At 64.0% G+C, this 21,600-nt stretch carries 14 protein-coding genes and 5 tRNA genes; 17 read left to right on the top strand and 2 right to left on the bottom strand.

The window, feature by feature from the left end; genetic code table 11:
* Positions 1-106 precede the first annotated feature (106 nt).
* Positions 107-1,285: a TerC family protein gene (locus J8F10_RS15060; RefSeq protein ID WP_210654856.1), complete on the bottom strand. Its 1,179-nt coding sequence runs from the start codon at positions 1,283-1,285 to the stop codon at positions 107-109.
* 88 nt (positions 1,286-1,373) lie between these two features.
* Positions 1,374-2,528 carry an acyltransferase family protein gene (locus J8F10_RS15055; RefSeq protein ID WP_210654855.1) on the bottom strand — a complete coding sequence of 385 codons (1,155 nt, stop codon included), beginning with the start codon at positions 2,526-2,528 and terminating at the stop codon, positions 1,374-1,376.
* 85 nt (positions 2,529-2,613) lie between these two features.
* Between J8F10_RS15055 and J8F10_RS15050 the strand changes: the two genes are divergently transcribed.
* From J8F10_RS15050 to rpsL, 17 genes are all read left to right on the top strand, one after another.
* On the top strand, positions 2,614-3,258 hold the full coding sequence (locus J8F10_RS15050; protein WP_210654853.1) for a bifunctional 4-hydroxy-2-oxoglutarate aldolase/2-dehydro-3-deoxy-phosphogluconate aldolase: 645 nt from the start codon (positions 2,614-2,616) through the stop codon (positions 3,256-3,258).
* 321 nt (positions 3,259-3,579) lie between these two features.
* Positions 3,580-4,305, top strand: a complete 726-nt coding sequence (locus J8F10_RS38920) for a hypothetical protein (protein WP_246523354.1) — start codon at positions 3,580-3,582, stop codon at positions 4,303-4,305.
* Between the two features lie 370 nt (positions 4,306-4,675).
* Positions 4,676-4,747, top strand: a tRNA-Thr gene (locus tag J8F10_RS15040).
* 65 nt (positions 4,748-4,812) lie between these two features.
* Positions 4,813-4,895: transfer RNA gene (locus tag J8F10_RS15035), tRNA-Tyr, on the top strand.
* Positions 4,896-5,030: 135 nt separating this feature from the next.
* Positions 5,031-5,102 (top strand) — tRNA-Gly (locus tag J8F10_RS15030).
* Between the two features lie 104 nt (positions 5,103-5,206).
* Positions 5,207-5,279: transfer RNA gene (locus tag J8F10_RS15025), tRNA-Thr, on the top strand.
* Between the two features lie 81 nt (positions 5,280-5,360).
* Positions 5,361-6,662 carry an elongation factor Tu gene (tuf, locus tag J8F10_RS15020; protein ID WP_210654851.1) on the top strand — a complete coding sequence of 434 codons (1,302 nt, stop codon included), beginning with the start codon at positions 5,361-5,363 and terminating at the stop codon, positions 6,660-6,662.
* 103 nt (positions 6,663-6,765) lie between these two features.
* Positions 6,766-6,837: transfer RNA gene (locus J8F10_RS15015), tRNA-Trp, on the top strand.
* A 389-nt stretch (positions 6,838-7,226) separates the two neighbouring features.
* Positions 7,227-8,204, top strand: a complete 978-nt coding sequence (secE, locus tag J8F10_RS15010; RefSeq protein ID WP_210654849.1) for a preprotein translocase subunit SecE — start codon at positions 7,227-7,229, stop codon at positions 8,202-8,204.
* Positions 8,205-8,242: 38 nt separating this feature from the next.
* Positions 8,243-9,178, top strand: coding sequence for a transcription termination/antitermination protein NusG (gene nusG, locus J8F10_RS15005; protein WP_210654847.1), 936 nt, complete (start codon positions 8,243-8,245; stop codon positions 9,176-9,178).
* Positions 9,179-9,283: 105 nt separating this feature from the next.
* Positions 9,284-9,751 carry a 50S ribosomal protein L11 gene (gene rplK, locus J8F10_RS15000; protein ID WP_210654845.1) on the top strand — a complete coding sequence of 156 codons (468 nt, stop codon included), beginning with the start codon at positions 9,284-9,286 and terminating at the stop codon, positions 9,749-9,751.
* A 260-nt stretch (positions 9,752-10,011) separates the two neighbouring features.
* Entirely contained in the window at positions 10,012-10,851 is an 840-nt protein-coding gene (gene rplA / locus J8F10_RS14995) for a 50S ribosomal protein L1 (RefSeq protein WP_390891141.1), read from the top strand.
* Between the two features lie 138 nt (positions 10,852-10,989).
* Complete coding sequence (rplJ, locus tag J8F10_RS14990; RefSeq protein ID WP_210654841.1) at positions 10,990-11,547, top strand: 50S ribosomal protein L10; 558 nt, start codon at positions 10,990-10,992, stop codon at positions 11,545-11,547.
* Between the two features lie 186 nt (positions 11,548-11,733).
* Positions 11,734-12,117 carry a 50S ribosomal protein L7/L12 gene (rplL, locus tag J8F10_RS14985; protein WP_210654839.1) on the top strand — a complete coding sequence of 128 codons (384 nt, stop codon included), beginning with the start codon at positions 11,734-11,736 and terminating at the stop codon, positions 12,115-12,117.
* 503 nt (positions 12,118-12,620) lie between these two features.
* A complete protein-coding gene (rpoB, locus tag J8F10_RS14980; protein ID WP_210654837.1) occupies positions 12,621-16,385 on the top strand; it encodes a DNA-directed RNA polymerase subunit beta in 3,765 nt (1,254 codons plus the stop codon).
* 157 nt (positions 16,386-16,542) lie between these two features.
* Positions 16,543-20,937, top strand: a complete 4,395-nt coding sequence (gene rpoC / locus J8F10_RS14975; RefSeq protein WP_246523352.1) for a DNA-directed RNA polymerase subunit beta' — start codon at positions 16,543-16,545, stop codon at positions 20,935-20,937.
* Between the two features lie 196 nt (positions 20,938-21,133).
* Positions 21,134-21,508 (top strand): 30S ribosomal protein S12, encoded by a 375-nt coding sequence (rpsL, locus tag J8F10_RS14970; protein WP_210654835.1) that lies wholly within the window; start codon positions 21,134-21,136, stop codon positions 21,506-21,508.
* Positions 21,509-21,600: the final 92 nt, after the last annotated feature.

Here is a 21,600-nt window from a genome sequence, read left to right as displayed (position 1 = left end):
CCCTGCCAGCACAACGAGCTCCGAGGCAACCGACGTGAGCGCCAGGAGCGCGATCTGAAACGGCACGTTCCAGAGGCCCGGGCCACGATACAAGTTTCAGCTAGCCTTACGACTTCGCGGCGCCCTCTTTCTTCGGGCCGCGCAGCTTCATGTTGACCATTTCCACGATCAGCGCGAACGACATCGCGACGTAGATGTACCCCTTGTCGATGTGCTGCCCCAAGCCCTCCGCGACCAGCATCACGCCGATCAGGATGAGGAAGCTGAGCGCCAGCACCTTGATCGTCGGGTGCTTCTCCACGAAGTGCGCGATCGGCCCGGCAAAATAGAGCATCACGAGCATCGCGATCACCATCGCCACGATCATCACCCACACCTGCTCGACCATCCCGACCGCGGTGATGACCGAGTCGAGCGAGAACACGATGTCGATGACCGCAATGGTCACGATGACGCGGGCGAAGCTTACTACTTTTGTGGGCGCCGACGGCGCGGCCCCGTCCTGTTCCGCCTTCGCGTGCTCCATCTTCTCGTGAACCTCGAACGTGCTCTTCCCGATCAGGAACAGCCCGCCGGCGAGCAAGATGAGGTCGCGCCACGACACCTCTCGGGCCTCGAGATCGTGCAGGAGCCCGAGTTCCGGGAGCGTGAAGAGCGGCGTCGTGAGGCCGAGCAGGAACGACAGCGAGAGTAGTAACAGGAGGCGCGTGCCCAGTGCCGCGGCGAGGCCGATCTTGCGCGCCCGCGGGCGCTGGTCGGCGGGCAGTTTGTCCGCGACGATGGCCAGGAAGATCACGTTATCGATGCCCAGCACGATCTCCATTGCGGTGAGCGTGAGGAGGCCCAACAGGATCGCGAGCAGCGAGAGGTGCTCGTCGCGCACGACCTTGATTTCGCGCACGTCCGCCTTCTTCCACGGGGCGTCGACGCCGTCCACTTCGACCACGAACTGTTCCGCGGTCACGTGCCCCCTCACGATGGACTTGTCCGCGAGCTGAACGGTATCGTTCGATTTGCTGTCCGGGTCGCCCTGAAACGTGATCCGCTTGACGTGCTGCATCCCGATGGTCGTGGTGCCGGTCTCGGTCCTCAGCGTGACCGCCGAGAGCTTCAGCTTCCGCGTGGCCGTGGGGCCGGAAACGGGCTTGATCTCGACGGTGGGGTACTGAGTCGGGTCGTCCGCCGGCACCGCGTCCGCGTGCGCGAACACGGGGCGGAACGCGGTGAACAGTACGAGACCGACCCCGACCGACAGAACGATGAGCGGGAACGGGCGGCGGCGCATTGGCAGCGTCCGAATTGAGGATTGGGCGCGGGCACGACGTGAGAAGTGTATTCAAGGCGCGTGCCGGGCGGGAGTCGGCACCGGCATTTCAGCCCGCGCCGGGGGCTCGGCTCGGCCCGAGGAACCGGCGCTCGACGACCCGGTGGAAGGCGTACCCCAGCCCCGCAGCCGAAACCATACAAAGTGGCAGCGTGACGAGAACCGTCAGGGCGGGCGTGGCCACCCCGGCACGGGAGCACATCCACGCGATCGGCACCGCGACGAGCGGGTGCGTGAGGTACAGGCTGTAGCACATGCGCCCGCAGAACCGGAGCGGGGCCGTCCATCGGCTTGTTGCCAGGGCCGAGTCGAAGCGCCTGAGCCGGCACAGTAACACGGCGAACCCGCACGCGACCGCGTTGTATTTCGCGAGCGTCTGGCGCGTGTCGAACGGGTCCGCCTCCCCCGCGAGCGCGGTGGCTCCGAAAATCAACAGCGCGAACTCGATGCTCGCGCCCGTTGTGGCCGGCGCGTGGATCAGTCGGTAATACACCGCGACCCCGGCCGCGAACGCGATCCACAAGCCGTCGGTGAACAGCCCGGCGGGTCTAACCGGGTACGGGGTCAGTGACGACAAATTGAACAGAACGAGCGCGGTCACCAGCCAAACCCCGGGGAAGAACCAGCGCCGCGCGATCAGGAGAATCGCGCCCATCACGATGTAAAACTGCTCCTCGTAGCACAGCGTCCACAACTGACCGAGCACGTAACCGGTCGGGCCGCCCGCGAGCGCGGCGCGCCACGATTCGGTGAGCGTCGCGTTGCCGACCCACTGCCACACGGTCAGGTGCGCGGGCGGCGCCAGCGGAACCGCTCCTTCGGACGTTGGGGCGGGCTGCGCGAAGGGGGGGAGCAGAAACATTACCGCGACCGCCAGTACGAGCGCGGCCCATAGTGGCGGATAGATGCGGCGCGCCCGGCGCACGAAGTAGCGCCCCACGCCCCCGGGCCTCGCGCGCACCGCATCGGCACTGGCGGCGATGCAGTAGCCGCTGATTACGAAGAACAACGGGACACCGATCCACAACCGCCCGGCCGCGACGAGCACCCATTCAAAGACGGACCCGCCTTCGGAACGCACGCGCGCGTCAAAACTTTCGTTCGCCGAGTACACCGTCGCGTGAAGCGCTACGACCAACAGGCACGCGGCGCCGCGCCACACGTCGAGCGATTCGTACCGGGAGGGGGACGGTGGCGGTGCCATGCCCCAACAATAGTTCACGGTTCGTGTTGCGTCCAAACTGAGCGGGACCGTTGCCGTTTGGCCCGAATTGCGGAAAATCCGCTGCATGAGCCGTGAACAAGATTTGCAGCGCGTGACCGATTGCGGCATCGTCGCTGTCGTTCGTTTCTCCTCCCCGGAACCGCTCGTCGAGGTCGTGAAGGCGCTCGCCGACGGGGGCGTGACGGTGGCCGAAGTCACCCTCACCGTGCCGAACGCGCTCGACGTGATTCGCGCCGCCAAGAAGCACCTCGGCGACCGCGTGCTGCTCGGTGCGGGCACCGTGCTCGACCCGGAAACGGCCCGCGCCGCGCTCCTCGCGGGCGCGGAATTTATCGTCGCGCCGAGTTTGAATCTGGACGTCATCAAAATGTGCCGGCGCTACGACAAGCTCGTGATGCCGGGCGCGTTCACCCCGACGGAAGTGCTGGCCGCGTGGGAGGCGGGTGCGGACATCGTGAAGGTGTTCCCGGCCGATGTGGTCGGTCCCGCGTTCTTCAAAGCGCTGCGCGGGCCGCTCCCGCAAGTGAAGCTGATGCCCACGGGCGGGGTCGATCTGACCACCGCGCCCGAGTTCCTGAAGGCCGGTGCGGTGTGTTTGGGCGTCGGCTCGCAGATGGTGGAACCGAAGGCGGTCGCGGCCGGCGACTTCGCCCGTATCACGCAACTGGCGAAGCAGTACGTCGAGGTCGTGAAACAACACCGGAAGTAAACTCAGAAGCGCACAGGGTGGAAGTACGCGCCGCGCGACGGCAGACGGTTCCCTGCCTCCGCCCCGGAGGGGCCGGCGTTCGTAGCACAGGGCGGGAGCTCTGTGAATCCTCGATTTAAACGGCCCGCGGGACGGGAGATGAAGAGTCGAATGTGAACGGCGGATCAGTTTGTTCGGGACCGTTTCATATGCGGCCCCGGTCCGGTTCCAATGCCCCAGGACCGGCCGCCGGTGCCCTTCTGAAGACCTCGGCAGGGGTACGACTTCACCCGGTGTGACGAGCAGATATCGTGGGGCGAAAGGCGGTTCAGAGGGCAAGCGATGACCGAAGCGGAATGGCTGGCCGCGACCGACCCGCAACCAATGCTGGAACATGTGAAGCCCGACGAGGAGGCCCGAAAGACTCGTCTGCTCAAGTGTGCTTGCTGCCGGTATGTTTGGCACTTATTGACAGACGCTCGAAGCCGCAAGGGGATTGAAGTAGCAGAGCGTGCCGCAGACGGTTCGGCCGACTCGGTAGAAATTGAGCACGCCGCCCACGGGACAAACGCAGTGAAGGAGAGCGAGCGGTTCTGGAATTGTCGCGGGCCGCATGACCCCCTGTACGCACTACACACGGCCGCCGATGCCGCAGACTCCGCCACCCGGAACACGGGATTCATTGCTTTGGGTATTGTCCGGTGGGTAGGCAATGCGGCGGGGAGTGAAGCTGAGGCGGCGGGAAAAGGCAGACCATACGGCAAGGAAGGCAAAGCACGGTTTGAGAGTGCCAAGCAGCAGGCGTTCTTTACTATCGCTTCCCTATTCCGCGACATCTTCGGCAACCCCTTCCGTCCCGTCGCCGTTGAATCGTCTTGGCTCACGTCCGACGTGCGCCCCCTCGCAGAAGGCATCTACCAAGACCGCGCCTTTGATCGGATGCCGATCCTGGCCGACGCGCTTCAGGATGCCGGGTGCGATAACGACGACATCCTGAACCATTGCCGACAACCGGGCGAGCATGTGCGGGGGTGCTGGGTGGTGGACATGCTCACTGGGCGAAAGTGATCGAGTCGCACAGGTTTTTGACCGTGACACCCGCGGACACCTCGCGCGGCTTCCGCCCGGAGTGGGGCGCGCCTTTTTGTTCCTCGTACTTCTTGAAGACACCGTCGTGGGCGCTCCGGGGCCGAAGTAATTCATCTTCCCGCGAATCTTCTTCGCCCAGTGATTCGTGGCGCGGGCGAAGAGCGGGAACGCCGGGCGCGTTTTGTGTCGTTTCTTTGGCTTGTTCGTGAACCCGGGCGCTATAGAATCGCTCTTAGACATGACCGCCGGGCCTCGAAAACGGTTGTTGTGTTCACGGTCACGGGTGGTTAAAACACTCACGGCGGGGTTCAGACAACGAGTCGCGAAAGACTTGGAAGTAAAGGATCTTGCTCGCGTAGCTCAGTGGTAGAGCAGCGGTTTTGTAAACCGCTGGTCGTGGGTTCAACTCCCTCCGCGAGCTTTTCACTGCTGCAGTCGGGTCATACAATCAGGAGAGCACGCGAGTCGGAGTTGGTGACGGTTCACGGGTAGGTGGCAGAGTGGTCAATTGCACCAGACTGTAAATCTGGCTCCTTCGGGATTCGGGGGTTCAAATCCCTCCCTACCCACTGGTTCGTGTGGTTCTGAGTGAGAAAGGGCGCGACGGGAATAGAAAAATAGGGAAGAAGGCGAGTCGGGTTCGCGAGTTCGGTCGGGTGGGCCTTCTTTTTTGGCTCTGTTCTTTCCGCTCGGTCTTCGCGTGTGCGGGTGTAGCTCAGCGGTAGAGCTCTTGCCTTCCAAGCAAGATGTCGTGGGTTCAAATCCCATCGCCCGCTCTGGCCGGGGAACTGGAACGGGAAAAAGTTCAAAGGAAAGTGCCGCCCCCGGTCGTCCGCCCCCTTCACTTTCGGTCCGAATCTTTTACCCTTTACCTGGGTATGCTGCTGTAGCTCAGTTGGTAGAGCACCTCCTTGGTAAGGAGGAGGTCATGGGTTCAAGTCCCATCAGCAGCTCTCTCGGACCGAAACGGGAAGACGGCCGTTCGGCCGCGACCCCTGCAATCACCACGTTTAACCGTCGAGGAGTGAGGAGCGATGGCAAAGGGGACATTCGAGCGCACCAAGCCGCACGTCAACGTCGGGACGATCGGTCACATCGACCACGGCAAAACGACCACGACCGCGGCGATCATGGCTCGCAACGCGTATGTGAACAAGATCAAAGAGTTCAAGACCTACGCGGAAATTGCCAAGGGTGGCATCGTTCGTGACGCGAACAAGACTGTCACCATCGCCGTCTCCCACGTCGAATACGAATCGAACGACCGCACCTACGCCAGCCAGGACGCGCTGCCGTACAAGGATCTGCTCGACTACCCGGGCATGGAGAAGATCGACTACTCGCAGGCGATCAAGGGGCGGCACTACGCCCACATCGACTGCCCCGGGCACGCCGACTACATCAAGAACATGATCACCGGTGCCGCCCAGATGGACGCGGCCATCCTGGTGGTCGCCGCCGACGACGGCCCCATGCCGCAGACCCGCGAGCACATCCTGCTCGCCAAGCAGGTCGGCGTGCCGAACATGGTCGTGTACCTCAACAAGTGCGACAAGGCCGACCCGGAGCTCATCCCGCTCGTCGTGATGGAGCTCCGCGACCTGCTCAATAAGTACGAGTTCAAGGGCGACGACATCCCCATCGTCTACGGTCGGTCGAAGGAGGCCCTCGAGAACGCGACCTCCGAGAACCAGGGGTCGCTGTCGGTCGACGCCCTCATGTTCGCGCTCGACACCTACGTGCCGCTGCCGCAGCGTGAAGAGGACAAGCCGTTCCTCATGTCGATCGAAGACGTGTTCTCGATCAAGGGTCGTGGGACGGTCGCCACGGGCCGCGTCGAGCGCGGGACCGCGAAGGTCGGCGACGAAGTCGAGATCATCGGGCTCCGCAAGGACAACGTGAAGACGGTGCTCACGGGCATCGAAATGTTCCAGAAGACGCTCGACCGGGCCATCGCCGGCGACAACGTCGGGGCGCTGCTCCGCGGGATCGATCGCGACGGGATCGAGCGCGGTCAGGTGCTCGCCAAGCCGGGCAGCATCACTCCGCACACCAAGTTCGAGGCCAACATCTACGTGTTGTCCAAGGACGAAGGCGGGCGCCACACGCCGTTCTTCAAGGGCTACAAGCCGCAGTTCTACTTCCGCACCACGGACGTGACCGGTTCGATCACGCTCCCGGCCGAAGTCGAAATGTGCATGCCCGGTGACAACGTGAAGATCACCGTGGAGTTGATGGACGGGATGCCCGTCGCGATGGACGAAGGTCTTCGCTTCGCGATCCGCGAAGGTGGCAAGACCGTCGGTTCCGGCGTCGTGACGAAGATTCTTGTCTGAGCCGTTGGTCGTTAGCTCTCGCTGCTACCCGAGTCGGGCGAGATCGGCGCGTGTCGCTGTCCCCTTTTGGTTAGCAGCGAATCGTCGAGAGCTAACGGCGCCTACGAGCGTAGCTCAACGGTAGAGCAACGGTTTCCAAAACCGTCGGTTGGGGGTTCAAATCCCTCCGCTCGTGCTGTCGCGGGGTTCGGTTCGAGTGCGCTCCTCGCGGGGCTGCGAACGGCGGGTGGCGGAACGGCGAGGGGAGACGGGTGGAGCCCGGCAACCTTCGAGCAGCGGTCGATAATTAGCGGGACGATTTAGGCGAGTGGGCGAGGCGTCGGGCCGTTGATCTGAATGGTCGCGGAATGAGTGGATCGCGGCGCCCGAAGTCTCAGTAAATGCAGTCGATACGCAACCGGCCGCCGAACAGGGGATTCGCCCGGTTCAGCGGCCGGTTGGCTCATGTGGACCGGTTCGAGACGCCGGCGGACACACAGGACACGAACGAAACACGCCCGTTCCCGTTGCGACAATGCCTCGCAATTCAGGGACGCACCCAAGACGGGATGGAGAGGACGGAGCATGGCGACCGCCATTGAACCCAGTTCCGCGCCCAGTACGCCGGGCCAGTCACTGAGCCTGCCGATCGCGAGCCTCTTCGGTGCGATCTACGTTTGCGCCGCACTCGCGATCGTGTTTTACCTGCTCCCGGTGACGTGGGCCGAATACGTAACGCCGAACCTCGGCAACAAGCCGGCGGATTACTTGTTCTGGTTCATCGCCGAGGTCGCTGCGATTGCGGCGCTGGCGTGGTTCGGCTCCAAGATTGCCGGGGACGCGCCGAGGGGCGTACACGGCGGCATCTTCCTGATGATCTCCGCGATTATCACGATCTTCTTCGTCGCCCGAGCGTTCGCGATGAACATCGAGGGCACGGCGGGGATGGCCGTCAGTGGCGCGGTTGCCATCGGGCTCGCGTTCCTCGCGGTGCGATTTTTTACCAGCACGACCGGTTCGCGCTGGATGATCGCGATGGAAGAACAGGGGTGGTTCTCGTCGCACCAGTACAAGCGATCGCTCGGGGTGAAGGTGCGCCGGATCACCATCCTCGGCGTCCTGCTGATCGGCGGGTCCGGGGCGTGGTCGCTTTACGTTAACGGGCTCGTACCGGCGCAGTTGACGCTCGCGATGCCGTTCGGGATCCAGTCGATCCCGCTAATGAACGGCTTCTTGCTGAGCATCGGGGCGAAGGTCGTGGTGCTCGTGCTCATCATCGCCGTCACGTTGTGGATCGGGTTCCGGGCGGTGAACGTGCCGGACTTCGCCGAGTTCCTCATCGCGACCGAAGCGGAAATGAACAAAGTGTCGTGGTCCACCCGCAAGCGGTTGGCCCAAGATACCGTCGTGGTGCTCATCACCACGCTTCTCATGACGCTGTTTCTGCTCGCGGTCGACCTGTTCTGGGGTTGGTTGCTGAGTCGTCAAACGGTCGGTGTGCTCCCGGCCCGCGTGACCAACCCGGACAAGGCCGGTCAGGTTCAACAAGAACAAAAGTGGTAACGCGGGACTCCGCGAGGCAGCCGTAAGGCTGATCTAACATGACCGAAGAAACCGCCGCAGAAACGCCACCGATTGACGGGGCCAATCCCGCCGATCCGGTTGTCGATGCGAACACGAACGATGCCGTTTCCGCTCCCGCTCCTTCCGAGAGCGATGTGCAGGCGTTGATTGAGCCCGGCGAGTCTCCTTCGGAGTCGCCGGAGACGGAGGAGGCTGCCGAGAGCGAGGCTGCGGACGAGGGCGAAGCGTCGTCCACTACCGCGAAGAAGTCTCGTGGCACCCGATCGAAGTCCGATGCGGATGCGGAACCTGCGGTCGCGTCGGGCGATGACGAGCCGGCGGCCGAGCCAGCGCCTGAGACCAAGAAGAAGTGGTACGCGATCAAGGTCCAGAGCGGCCGCGAAGACACCATCAAGGCCGCGATCCTGCGCAAGGTCGCGATCGAGGGTCTTGAAGAGTATTTCGGCCAGATCATGATCCCGTTTGAAGAGGTGATCGAGAAGAAGGCGGTCAAGGTCAAGGACAAGAAGACCGGCGACACCGTGACGGTGGAGCGGAAGGTTACCCGGAAACGGAAGAAGTTCCAGGGGTACCTGTTCGCGGAGCTGGAGTTCAACGACCGCATTCTGTACCTGTTCCGCGAAACGAGCGGCGTCGGTGACTTCCTGAACTTGCGCAACAAGTCCAACGAGTTGCCGACCCCGGAGCCGATGTCGGAACACGAAGTTCAGCAGATGCTCACCGGCGAAAAGCAGGCCGGCGGCCCGGACAAGGGCAAGAAGATCAAGATCGAGTTCGAGAAGGGCGATCGCGTGCGCATTCGCGAGGGCTCCTTCGCCAACTCCGAGGGCGAAGTGACCGCGATCAGCGAGCCGAAAGACCCGACCGACGCGCCGAAGATCACGGTGGTCGTCACGTTCTGGGGGCGGCCGCTGCCCGTCGAACTCGAATACTGGCAGGTTGCCAAAGTGTAACGCGCCGGCCCGCCGCGCCCGTGCTCCGGGGGCGGTTGTGGACACTGCCGCGTGCGAACGCTACAACAGTTAATTCTACAAAGACCATCCGTTCTAGGTGCAGCAATGGCGAAGCAGGTGACGGGCCAAGTGAAGCTCCAGTGCCCCGGCGGGTCGGCCACGCCGGCGCCGCCCGTCGGCCCGGCGCTCGGTGCCCACGGTGTGAACATCGGTATGTTCGTGAAGCAGTTCAACGACAAGACGAACAAGCCCGAAATGAAGGGGCTGATGCTGCCGGTGGTCATCACCGTGTACTCGGACAAGAGCTTCGAGTTCAAAATCAAGAGCCCGCCCGCCGCGATCCTCCTGAAGCTCGCGGCCAAGATCCCGCACGCGAAGAAGGCCGGCAAGGAAGTGATCCCCGCCGACTCCAAGAAGGGCGGCAAGTACAAGGGGTTCACCGTCACCAAGAAGCAGGTGAAGGACATCGCGACCCAGAAGCAGGCCGACCTGAACGCCCGCGACGTCGATCACGCCTCCCGTATCATCGAGGGCACGGCCCGGAGCATGGGCATCGTGGTGGTCGAGGGCTAATCGGCTCTCCGTGAAACGGTTCGGCGGAATGAGCACGTGGCTCGTTCCGCTGTGCTTTTTCCCGGACCGCGGAAACTGTTGTCAAGAGAAATCCGGCACGTCCCCGTTGCCGACAATCGCTTCGTGTTGTAATCGTTATCTCCTCACTCACTGCCGCGCCCCGAGTGCGGCGGTAGGGGCCGTAGTCGCCAATCGCGACGAACCCCGACTCGAGAGGTTTTGGGATCATGGCAAAAGAAAATGACCAAGAGTCGGCACCGGTGACCGAGCCGACCGCGGCTCCCGTAGCCGAGCCCGCAGCGGTCGTCGCCGCGGCTCCGGCCCCGGTCCCCGTTGCGGCCGAGAAGAAGATCGACGTCGCCGAGACGCCGCAAGTCAAGAAAAAGCCCGGCATCCCGCCGCGCCGCGGTAAGAAGCTCCGCAACCACCTGAAGAACGTGGTGAAGAAGCTCCACGACGCGGGTCCGATCGGCGTGAAGCAGGCGGTCGCCGAACTCAAGAAACTCAAGCGCGCGAAGTTCGACGAGACGGTCGAAATTCACATCAACCTCGGCATCGACCCGACGCAATCGGACCAAATGGTCCGCGGGGCGATCCCGCTGCCGCACGGTATCGGTAAGAGTGTCCGCGTCGCGGTGTTCTGCCAGGGCGACAACGTCGAGAAGGCCAAGGCCGCCGGTGCGGACGTGGTCGGCGGGGCGGACCTCGTCGAGAAGGTGCAGAAGCAGGGGTTCCTCGAATTCGACGTGGCACTGGCGTCCCAGGACATGATGGGCCAGGTGTCGCGGCTCGGTAAAGTGCTCGGGCCGCGCGGCCTGATGCCGACCCCGAAGGCCGGTACCGTGGTACCGGCGACCGGCGACCTCGCGAGTGTGGTGCGCGAGTTCAAGGCCGGCAAGGTCGAGTACCGGTCCGACAAGACCGGGCAGATTCACGCGGGCGTCGGCAAGATGAGCTTCGACGAGCAGAAGCTCATCGAGAACATCACCGCGTTCGTCGAGCAGGTGCGGTCGGTCAAGCCGTCCGGCGTCAAAGGCAACTTCATCAACGGGGTGGTCCTTTCGGCCACCATGTCGCCGGGCATCCGGCTGGCGATCTGAGTTGTGTTCGCGTTTAGTGCTTGGTGCTTCGTGTTCGGGAAGAGGTTCGGGGCCGGGTTTTCGGCCCCGTGGACGCTCCCAAATGCGAACCGCTGAGGCTAAACACCCACCACTAAACACCAAACACGAGCCGACGCGATGAGCAAGAAGATCAAAGAGCTGGAACTGAACGACCTCCGCAAGACGTTCGAGGGCGTGCGGGACTTCGTCCTGCTCGAGCCGCTGAAGCTCGATTCGGCCGCGGACTACACGCTGCGGAAGGGTCTGCGCGACAAGAAAGTTCGCGTGAAGATGGTCAAGAACAGCTTCGTCAAGAAGGTGTTCGGCGAGAACGGCATTACGGTCGAAACGGGCTCCGGCCCGACGCTCCTCTGTTGGGGCGCGGACAGCGTGAAGGCGCTCAGTACCGCCGTCGATACGGTGCTGAAACAGCTCCGCCCGGACCCGAAGCTGCCGGCCAAGATCAAGGAAAAGACTGCGGTCGCGGACGGCACGCCGGTCACGCTCGAAGAAGCCAAGAAGATCCCGACCAAGCAAGAGGCGATCGCCAGCCTCGTGTCCGCGATCCTGGCCCCCGGGTCCGCGCTCGCGGGCGCCCTGGATGCTCCGGGTGCGCAACTGGCCAGTATCCTCAAGACCATCGAAGACAAGGTTCCGGCCGCCGCGGAAGGTGCTCCGGCTCCTGCCGCGGGTTGAACCCGCTCGCCGGTTCTGGCGTCTGTTGTTATCCGGGGCGGTGCCCCGGACTGAGAAATTGAGCGGATCGCGACCTTTCGAGGTCCGATTCCGCGGCCCGGAAATGCCGGGCTTTAACCCGACCAGCTATTACGCTCCTAGCCGGATTGCTTCACCCGGCGCAGCTTTTTAAAAGGAACTCTAATCATGGCTAGCATTGCTGAACTTGGTGAACAACTCGCCGGTCTGACCCTCATTCAAGCCGTTGAGCTGAAGAACCTGCTCAAGGACAAGTACGGCATCGAGCCGGCCGCTGGCGGCGTTATGATGGCGGCGGGTCCGGCGGTTGCTCCTGAAGCCAAGAAGGAAGAGCCGACCGAGTTCAACGTGATCCTCGAGAGCTTCGCCGACAAGGTGAAGACGATCAAGGTCGTCCGCGAGCTGACCGGCCAGGGCCTGGGTGAAGCCAAGGCGACCGTCGAAGGCGCGCCGAAGTCCATCAAGGAAAACGTCGACAAGAAGACCGCTGAAGATGTGAAGAAGAAGCTGGAAGAAACCGGCGCGAAGGTCACCATCAAGCCGGCCGGCTGAGTATGAACCAGCGTTCCGTCTGTAAAGACTGGGCGTTTTTGGTAGACTGCAAAAAAAATGCCCAGGTGGGGTGACTTTTCGGTCCCGCCTGGGTATTATTATTTTACAGCGGGTTTCCCGCTTTCGCTCTGTTACGACCCTAGCGTTCCCGCTCCGCTCTCTCTTCTTCACATGATGTGCAGGAAGCGGGTGAAGTGGGGCGATTCCGCGTAGCCAGTGGTGAAAATGCACACAACCCACTCGCTCCGATGTGTCGTACCTTCTCGATTCAACACCATGCCGATGCCCGTTGACATCCCTCATCCGAACCCGACAGCTACTGTGGCGGGTCTGTATGGGGGAGTCGTGTTTTTTGTGCCCCCAATAGGCGCGACGCGCGCCGGGGTCGCCTACATCGTCATTCAATAACGCCCGCTGCTCAACGACGCAAGGCCCGTTGCCACCAGGGGCGACGGTGGCCCATACGTCGCGCCATCGTTTCAACCTGGGTAAGGAGCACACCGATGCCGATCCCGGCCCAGCGGATCATCACGCCGGAAACCGTTCGCAACTTCGGTCGTTTCGGCGACGCCGTGGACGTCCCCGATCTCACCGACGTGCAGACCCGGTCCTACGACCGGTTCCTGCAGCTCGACACCTCCTACGACCGGCGCACGCATACCGGGCTCGAGGGCGTGCTGCAAGAAATTTTCCCCATCGAGAGCTACGACAAGCGGATCTCGCTGGAGTACCTGCGGTACGAACTCGGCAAGCCGCGCTACGACGCCGACGAGTGCCGCCAGTTACGCCTCACCTACGGGCGCCCGTTCCGCGTGTGGCTGCGCCTGCGCAAGACCGAGGGCGAGCCCGTCGAGGAAGAGGTCTACCTCGGCGACATGCCCATCATGATCGGGGGCGGCGAGTTCATTATTAACGGGGCCGAGCGCGTCGTCGTATCTCAGTTGCACCGCTCGCCCGGTGTGGACTTCGTCGTCTCTCGCGAGGCCGACAAGGACCTGCACTCGTGCCGGATCATCCCGGAGCGCGGGAGCTGGATCGAGATCAACGCGACCAAGAAGGACACGCTCGGGGTCCGCATCGACCAGTCGGGCAAGTTCTCCGCGGTCACGCTGTTGCGCGCGATGGACCCGTCGTACTCCTCGACCGAGAGCATCCTCAAGGAGTTCTTCGCCGACGCCATCGAGAAGGTGAAGGTCCACACCAAGGAGGCCCGCGCGAAGCTCGTGGGCGACCCCGAAGCCAACGTGATGCCGTACATCGCGGTGGAAGACGTGATCGACCCGGAGAACGGCGAGGTGTACCTCGACTCCGGCAAGCCGTTCACCTCCGACAAGTTCGACAAGATCTCGGCCTCGCAGGTCGGCACCATCCAGGCGATGCCGTACCCGAAGGACCCGATCATCCTCAACGCGATCACCGAGGACGTCGGCACCTCGCACGACTCGAAGGACTCGCACGAAGGCGCGCTGCTCAAGATCTACCAGCGGCTCCGGCCCGGCAACCCGCCGCAACTCGAAAAGGCCAAGGAGCTCTTCAAGGAGAAGTTCCAGGACGCGAACCGCTACCGCCTCGGGCGCGTCGGGCGGTTCCGCATCAACCGCAAGTTCGACCAGACCGTCGCCGAAACGGAGATGACGCTCCGCAGCGTGGACTTCGTCAACTCGGTGAAGTACCTGCTCGACCTCCGGGCCGGTAAGGGCCACGTGGACGACATCGACCACCTGGGCAACCGGCGCCTGCGCACCATCGACGAACTGGCCGCCGACGAGCTCCGCAAGGGGTTCCTGAAGCTCCGCCGCACCGTCCAGGAGCGCATGGCGATCCGCGACCAGCAGGACATGAGCCCGCGGTCGCTCATCAACCCCAAGAGCGTGTCCGCCGCGATCGAGTACTTCTTCGGGCGGTCCGAACTGTCGCAGGTCGTGGACCAGACGAACCCGCTCGCGCAACTCACGCACGAACGGCGCCTCTCGGCCCTCGGGCCGGGCGGTTTGAACCGCAAGCGCGCGGGCTTCGAGGTGCGCGACGTTCACATCTCGCACTACGGCCGCATCTGCCCGATCGAAACGCCGGAAGGGACGAACATCGGTCTCATCTCGTCGCTCTCGATCTACGCGGAAATCGACGAGTACGGGTTCCTCATCACGCCGTACAAGAAGGTCAAGACCAAGAAGCTGACCGACGAAGTGGTGAAGCTCCGGGCCGACGAAGAGGCCGACGCGGTGCTCGCCCCGGCCGACACGCCGACCGAGGGCGACCGGGTCACCGCGGAGCGCGTCAGCGGCCGGCAGAGCGGCGAGTTGATGATGATCCCGGCCGAGAAGGTCGAGTACATCGACGTGTCGCCGAAGCAGATGGTCGGCGTCTCGGCCGGGCTCATCCCGTTCTTGGAGCACGACGACGCGAACCGCGCGCTCATGGGGTCCAACATGCAGCGCCAGGCGGTGCCGCTGTTGATCCCGGAACCGCCGCTCGTGTCCACCGGGCTCGAGATCGACGTCGCGCGCCACTCCGGGATGCTCGTCCGCGCCCAGGAAGAGGGCACGGTGGTGTTCGTGGACGCGGAGCGCATCAAGCTCGAGGAGAAGGACAAGATCGTCCGCGAGTACGTGCTGCGCAAGTACCACGGCCTCAACGAGCGCACCTGCTTGAACCAGAAGCCCATCGTGAAGATGGGCCAGAAGGTCAAGAAGAACGAGATCATCGCGGACGGCGCCGCCACCAAGAACGGCGAGCTGGCCCTCGGGCGCAACGTCCTGGTCGCGTTCATGTCCTGGGAAGGGTACAACTTCGAGGACGCGATCATCATCTCGGAGCGGCTCGTCAAGAACGACACGTACACCTCGATCCACATCGAGGAGTTCGACATCGAGATCCGCGAGACGAAGCTCGGCAAGGAAGAGTTCACGCGCGACATTCCCAACGTGTCGCCGAAGGCGCTGGCGAACCTGGACGAGCACGGCGTGGTCCAGATCGGGACCTACGTGCGCCCCGGCGACATCCTCGTCGGCAAGGTGTCGCCCAAGTCGCGCTCGGAGCTGACGCCCGAAGAGAAACTCCTGCACGCGATCTTCGGCCGCGCGGGTGAGGACGTGAAGAACGACTCGCTCGAGGTGCAGTCCGGCACGGAAGGGATCGTCATCGCGGCGCACCGGTTCAGCCGCCGGGCGCACATGACGGAAGACGAAAAGAAGCAAATCGACAAGGAGCGCAAGGACATCGAGACGCAGTTCAACAAGAAGATCGCGGAGCAGTTCCGCGAGTTCGTGAAGGCGCTCGAAGAGGTGCTCGACAAGAAGGAACTCAAGGACCCCAACACCGGCAAGCAGCTCGCGTCCGACAAGGACGACAAGGTGGTGGCGGAGCAGGCGAAGGAGTTCAAGCTCGACAAGCTCGACATCCGCTCGCCGGACAACCAGAAGAAAGCGCACAAGATCCACGGGCGCCACTGGGAGCGCATCCAGTTCTTCATCGACGAGCAGGAGCGCAAGCTCAACTCGCTCAACCGCGGGGACGAGCTGCCCAGCGGCGTGCAGCAGATGGTGAAGGTGTACGTCGCGACCAAGCGCGTGATCTCGGTCGGCGACAAGATGGCCGGGCGCCACGGGAACAAGGGCGTCATCTCGAAGGTGCTGCCGGAAGAGGACATGCCGTACCTGAAGGACGGCACGCCGGTGGACATCCTCCTGAACCCGCTCGGCGTGCCGAGCCGCATGAACGTGGGCCAGATCCTCGAGACCCACCTCGGGTACGCCGCCGCGAAGCTCAAGTTCAAGGCGGTCACGCCGGTGTTCGACGGCGCGAGCGAGGAGGAGATCACGGCCTCGTTGGAAGAGGCCGGCATCCCGACGACCGGCAAGAGCGTGCTGTACGACGGGCGCACCGGGGAAGCGTTCGACCAACCGGTGACGGTCGGCTACATCTACATGCTCAAGTTGCACCACTTGGTTGATGACAAGGTTCACGCCCGGGCCACGGGGCCGTACTCGCTCATCACGCAGCAGCCCCTGGGCGGTAAGGCCCGGTTCGGCGGCCAGCGGTTCGGTGAGATGGAAGTGTGGGCGCTCGAGGCCTACGGCGCCGCGTACATCCTCCAGGAGCTGCTCACGGTGAAGAGCGACGACGTGGAGGGGCGCACCAAGATCTACGAGAGCATGGTGAAGGGCGAGAACACCCTGGAAGCCGGCACGCCCGCCAGCTTCGACGTGCTCACGCACGAGATCCGCGGCCTGGGATTGAACATGTGCCTCGAAAAGAAGCGAGTGTAACCACGGGTGCCCGGGGCGCTGCCCCGGGCCGAGGAGCCTCGCCCCTTCGGGCCTAAAAATACGCCGGTGCGGGCTGTAAGCCCGCGATTTCTCAGCCCGGGGCCGCGCCCCGGGTTTGGGTACAGAACGCGACCTCCTGCCGCAAAGGGGATTCGATATGTCCACCGTGAACAGCAAAAGCGCCGACGCTTCTGAGGGCACCAGCTACGAGCGGATCAACGATTTCGGGGCCGTGCGCATCTCGCTCGCCAGCCCGCAGGACATCCACTCGTGGTCCCACGGCGAAGTGAAGAAGCCGGAAACGATCAACTACCGCACGTACCGGCCGGAAAAGGACGGGCTGTTCTGCGAGAAGATCTTCGGGCCGGAAAAGGACTGGGAGTGCTCCTGCGGCAAGTACCGCGGGATGAAGTACAAGGGCATGATCTGTGACCGGTGCGGCGTGAAGGTCACGCACTCGCGCGTGCGCCGCAAGCGCATGGGCCACATCCAGCTCGCCGCGCACGTCGTCCACATCTGGTTCTTCAAGGCCATGCCGTCCCGCCTGGGGACGCTCCTGGACATGAAGACCACCGCCCTGGAAAAGATCATCTACTTCCAGGACTACGTCGTCATCAACCCGGGCGACACGGAAGTCACCAAGCTCAAGGAGCGCGAACTGCTCAACGAGGAGCAGTACAAGGAGAAGCGCGGCGAGCACGGCGACATGTTCGAAGTGGACATGGGCGCCGAGGCGATCAAGAAGCTCCTCGAGCGCCTCGACCTCGTCAAGCTCTCGGTCGACCTGCGCGAGCGCCTCGACAAAGAAGTGGCCCGCGGCGAAAAGAAGTCCAAACAGCGCGAAAAGGAACTGGTCAAGCGCCTCAAGACGGTGGAGGCGCTGCGCGACAGCTCCAACAAGTGCGAGTGGATGGTGCTCGAGTGCATCCCGGTCATCCCGCCGGACCTGCGCCCCCTCGTGCTCCTCGACTCGGGCAACTTCGCGACCAGCGACCTCAACGACCTGTACCGCCGCATCATCAACCGGAACAACCGGCTCAAGAAGCTCGTCGACCTCAACGCGCCGGAAGTCATCATCCGCAACGAGAAGCGGATGCTGCAGCAGTCCGTGGACGCGCTGTTCGACAACAACCGGTGCAAGCGCCCCGTGCTCGGGAGCAGCAACCGCCCGCTGAAGTCGCTCACGGACATGATTAAGGGTAAGCAGGGCCGGTTCCGCGAGAACTTGCTCGGCAAGCGCGTGGACTACTCCGCGCGGTCCGTGATCGTCGTCGGCCCGGAACTCAAGCTCCACCAGTGCGGGCTCCCGAAGAAGATCGCGCTCGAACTGTTCCAGCCGTTCATCATCCGGCGCCTCAAGGAGCTGAACCACGCGGACACGATCAAGTCCGCGAAGAAGATGCTCGAGCGCAAGGACGACGTGGTGTGGGACATCCTCGAAGAGGTGACCCGGAGCCACCCCGTCATGCTCAACCGGGCGCCGACGCTGCACCGGATGGGCATCCAGGCGTTCGAGCCGGTGCTCATTGAAGGGAACGCGATCCGCATCCACCCGCTCGTCTGTAAGGGCTTCAACGCCGACTTCGACGGCGACCAGATGGCCGTTCACCTGCCGCTCTCGATCGAGGCGCAGGTCGAGGCGACCGTGCTGATGATGTCCACGAACAACATCTTCAGCCCCGCGAACGGCAACCCGATCATCACGCCGTCCCAGGACATCGTGATGGGGTGCTACTACCTCACCGCGACCCGCGGGGCCGAGGACGAGGCGGTCGAGGCCGGCGACGGGATGGTGTTCCACAGCCCGCTCGAACTGTTCCGCGCGCACGCCGAGCACAAGCTCGGGATGCACGCGAAGGTCCGCGTGCGCCTGCCGATCGAGAAGAAGGTCATCAGCGAGGTGAAGGACGAGAAGGGCAACCCGCGGGCCGAGGAGCTCCCGCGCAAGCCCAACGGCCTCGTCCGCACGACGGTCGGGCGCGTCATCTTCAACGACATCCTCAACGCGAAGATGGCGTTCTACGACCTGCCGCTCGGGACCAAGTACCTGAGCCGCATCATCGCGGACTGCTACCAAATACTCGGGCGCCGCGAGACCATCTCGCTGCTCGACCGGATGAAAGAGACGGGGTTCCGCCAGGCCACGCGGAGCGGCCTGTCGTTCGCCTCGAGCGACCTGCGCACGCCCGAGAACAAAGAGGGCGTGCTCCGGGACAAGGACAAGGAAGTCGAGAAGGTCCGCAAGAACTTCGACCGCGGGATCATCACCGAGGTCGAGCGCTACAACAAGGTCATCGACTTGTGGATGGAGGCCCGCGACCTCATCACCAAGCGGATGATGACGGACCTCCGCGACGACCGGCGCATCGACCAGGTGACCGGCAAGATGGTGCCGTACCTGAACCCGATTTACCTCATGGCCCACTCCGGTGCCCGTGGCGGTATCGAGCAGATCCGCCAGTTGGCCGGTATGCGCGGGCTCATGGCCAAGCCGAGCGGGGCGATCATCGAGACGCCCATCAAGTCGAACTTCCGCGAGGGCCTCACGGTGCTGGAGTACTTCTCCAGTACGCACGGGGCGCGTAAGGGCTTGGCCGACACCGCGCTCAAGACCGCCGACTCCGGGTACCTCACGCGCAAGCTGGCCGACGTCGCCCAGAACGTCGTCATCACGATGCACGACTGCGGCACCACGCAGGGCATCAGCAAGGGCGTGATGTACAAGGGGGACGAGATCGACCGGTCGCTGTCCGACGCGATCCGCGGGCGGGTGAGCCGCAACACGATCACCCACCCGACGACCGGGGCGGCGCTCCTGGCCGAGAACGAGATGATTACCCCGGCCAAGGCGAAGGAGCTGGAGAAGATCGGGATCGACAAGATCACGGTCCGCAGCCCAATGACCTGCCAGGCCCCGCTGGGCGTGTGCCGGTTGTGCTACGGGATGGACCTCGCGACCGGGACCATCGTCGAAGACGGCATGGCGGTCGGGATCATCGCGGCCCAGTCGATCGGCGAACCGGGTACGCAGCTCACGATGCGCACCTTCCACATCGGTGGGGCGGCCCAGTCCCGCGGGAACGTCGGCGACAACGAGCACAAGTCGAAGAAGGGCGGGATCGTCCAGTTCGAGCGGGTCAACATCGTCACCAACGACGGGGGACAGAGCATCGCGCTGGCCCCGCGGACCGGTGAGGTGCTCGTGCTCCGCGGCAAGGACGGCCCGATCTCCGAGCGGTACGGCGTGCCCCACGGGGCCGAACTGCTCGTCACCGAGGGCCAGGAAGTGCTGCCGGGCACCGCGCTGGTGAAGTGGGACCCGCACTCGGTGCCGCTCATCGCCGAAGAGTCCGGGATCGTCCGGTTCAAGGACATCAAAGAAGGCGTGACCGTCCGCAAGGAACTCGACCGCGCCACCGGCGTCGAGCGGTTCACGATCATGGAGCACAAGGGCGACCTGCACCCGCAGATCGTCGTCGAGACCGGGAAGGGCAAGGACGACCGGGTGTACTACATCCACGAGCGCGCGAACCTTCAGGTGGTCAACGGCCAGAAGGTGTCGGCCGGGTCCATGCTCGCGAAGACGCCGCGCGAGGTGTCGCAGACGCAGGACATCACCGGCGGTCTGCCGCGGGTCACGGAGCTTTTCGAGGCCCGGCGCCCGCGCAACCCCGCGGTGATGGCGGAAGTGGCCGGGCGGGTGCGCATCGACCCGACCCGTAAGCGCGGCAAGCGGATCATCGAGATCATCCAGGAGACCGAGGACGGGAAGTCGCAGGGCTCGGCCCGCGAGCACCTGGTCCCCGCAAGCGCGCACGTCCGCGTTCACCCGAGCGAGTACGTCAAGGAGGGCGACGCGCTCGTCCACGGGCCGCTGGTGCCGCACGACATCCTGAAGATCCGCGGCGAGGTGGAGGTGCAGGAGTACCTGGTGCGCGAGGTGCAGTCGGTGTACCGCTCGCAGCGCGTGGACATCGACGACAAGCACATCGAGATCATCGTCGCGCAGATGCTCCGCAAGGTGAAGGTGATCGGGACCGGCGACACGGGGCTCCTGCCCGGCGCGGTCATGGACAAGTTCGCCTTCGACGAGGTGAACCGCCGGCTCACCGAGGAGTGCGTGAAGGTGGTCAGCGAGGGCGACACGACGCTGGTCCCGGGCCGCGTGTACAGTCGCGAGGCGTTCGAGGAAGAGCGGGCGCTGATCGAGAAGGACAAGAAGAAGAAGCAGCCGACCTTCACGACCCCGGAACCGGCCGACCGCGAGGTGCAGCTCCTCGGGATCACGAAGGCCGCGGTCCAGTCGGACAGCTTCATCAGCGCCGCGAGCTTCCAGGAAACGACGAAGGTGCTGACCGAGGCCGCCCTCGCCAGCAAGGTGGACTACCTCGTCGGCCTCAAGGAGAACGTGATCCTGGGGCACTTGATCCCGGCCGGTACGGGGTTCAAGACCCACCAGGAAGCCGAAGTGAAGATCAACGCCCCGGGCGAACTGAGCCCGGCGCTGGCCGCGACCAGCGCGCCGCCGACCCCGGACTCTTCGGGGGCGTGATCTTGAGGAACGGGGAGTTCGGATCGCGGAACGCGGAACTGGAGACAAAACGTTCGCCGACGTGTGCCTCATTCGTTCCGCGTTCCGAACTCCTCGTTTCGCGCTTTTTTGAGTGGGGGACTTCCCGCTCGCGGGCGGGACACTAACATACTTATTCCCGTTCGGCCGCCGCCGACGGTTGAACAGGACCAGACGAATGCCGACGATCAACCAGTTGATTAAATCCCCGCGGGTTCCGCAGCGGTCGAAGCCGAAGCACCCGGCCATTCAGGGGTGCCCGCAGAGGCGCGGCGTGTGTACCGTCGTCAAGACGATGACCCCGAAGAAGCCGAACTCGGCCCTCCGGAAGGTGGCCCGCGTGCGCCTGTCCAACGGGATCGAAGTCACCGCGTACATCCCCGGTGAGGGGCACAACCTGCAAGAGCACTCGATCGTGCTCGTCCGCGGCGGGCGCGTCCGCGACTTGCCGGGCGTCCGGTACCACATCGTCCGCGGCGTGCTCGACTCGCAGGGCGTGCAGGACCGTAAGCAGGCCCGCTCGAAGTACGGCACGAAGAAGGAAGGCAAGTAACTGCGGTAGGGTGGGTCGAGCCGGCTTTGCGGCGAAGGCCCACCAGAACCGTTGACGTGGATCGGTGGGCCTTCGGCTCGAAGACTCGCCTC

Origin of the sequence: Gemmata palustris (assembly GCF_017939745.1) — a bacterium.
Classification (GTDB): Bacteria; Planctomycetota; Planctomycetia; order Gemmatales; family Gemmataceae; genus Gemmata; species Gemmata palustris.
The sequence above is the reverse complement of the archived record's forward strand: the minus strand, read 5'-3'. Positions and strand labels throughout refer to the sequence as shown.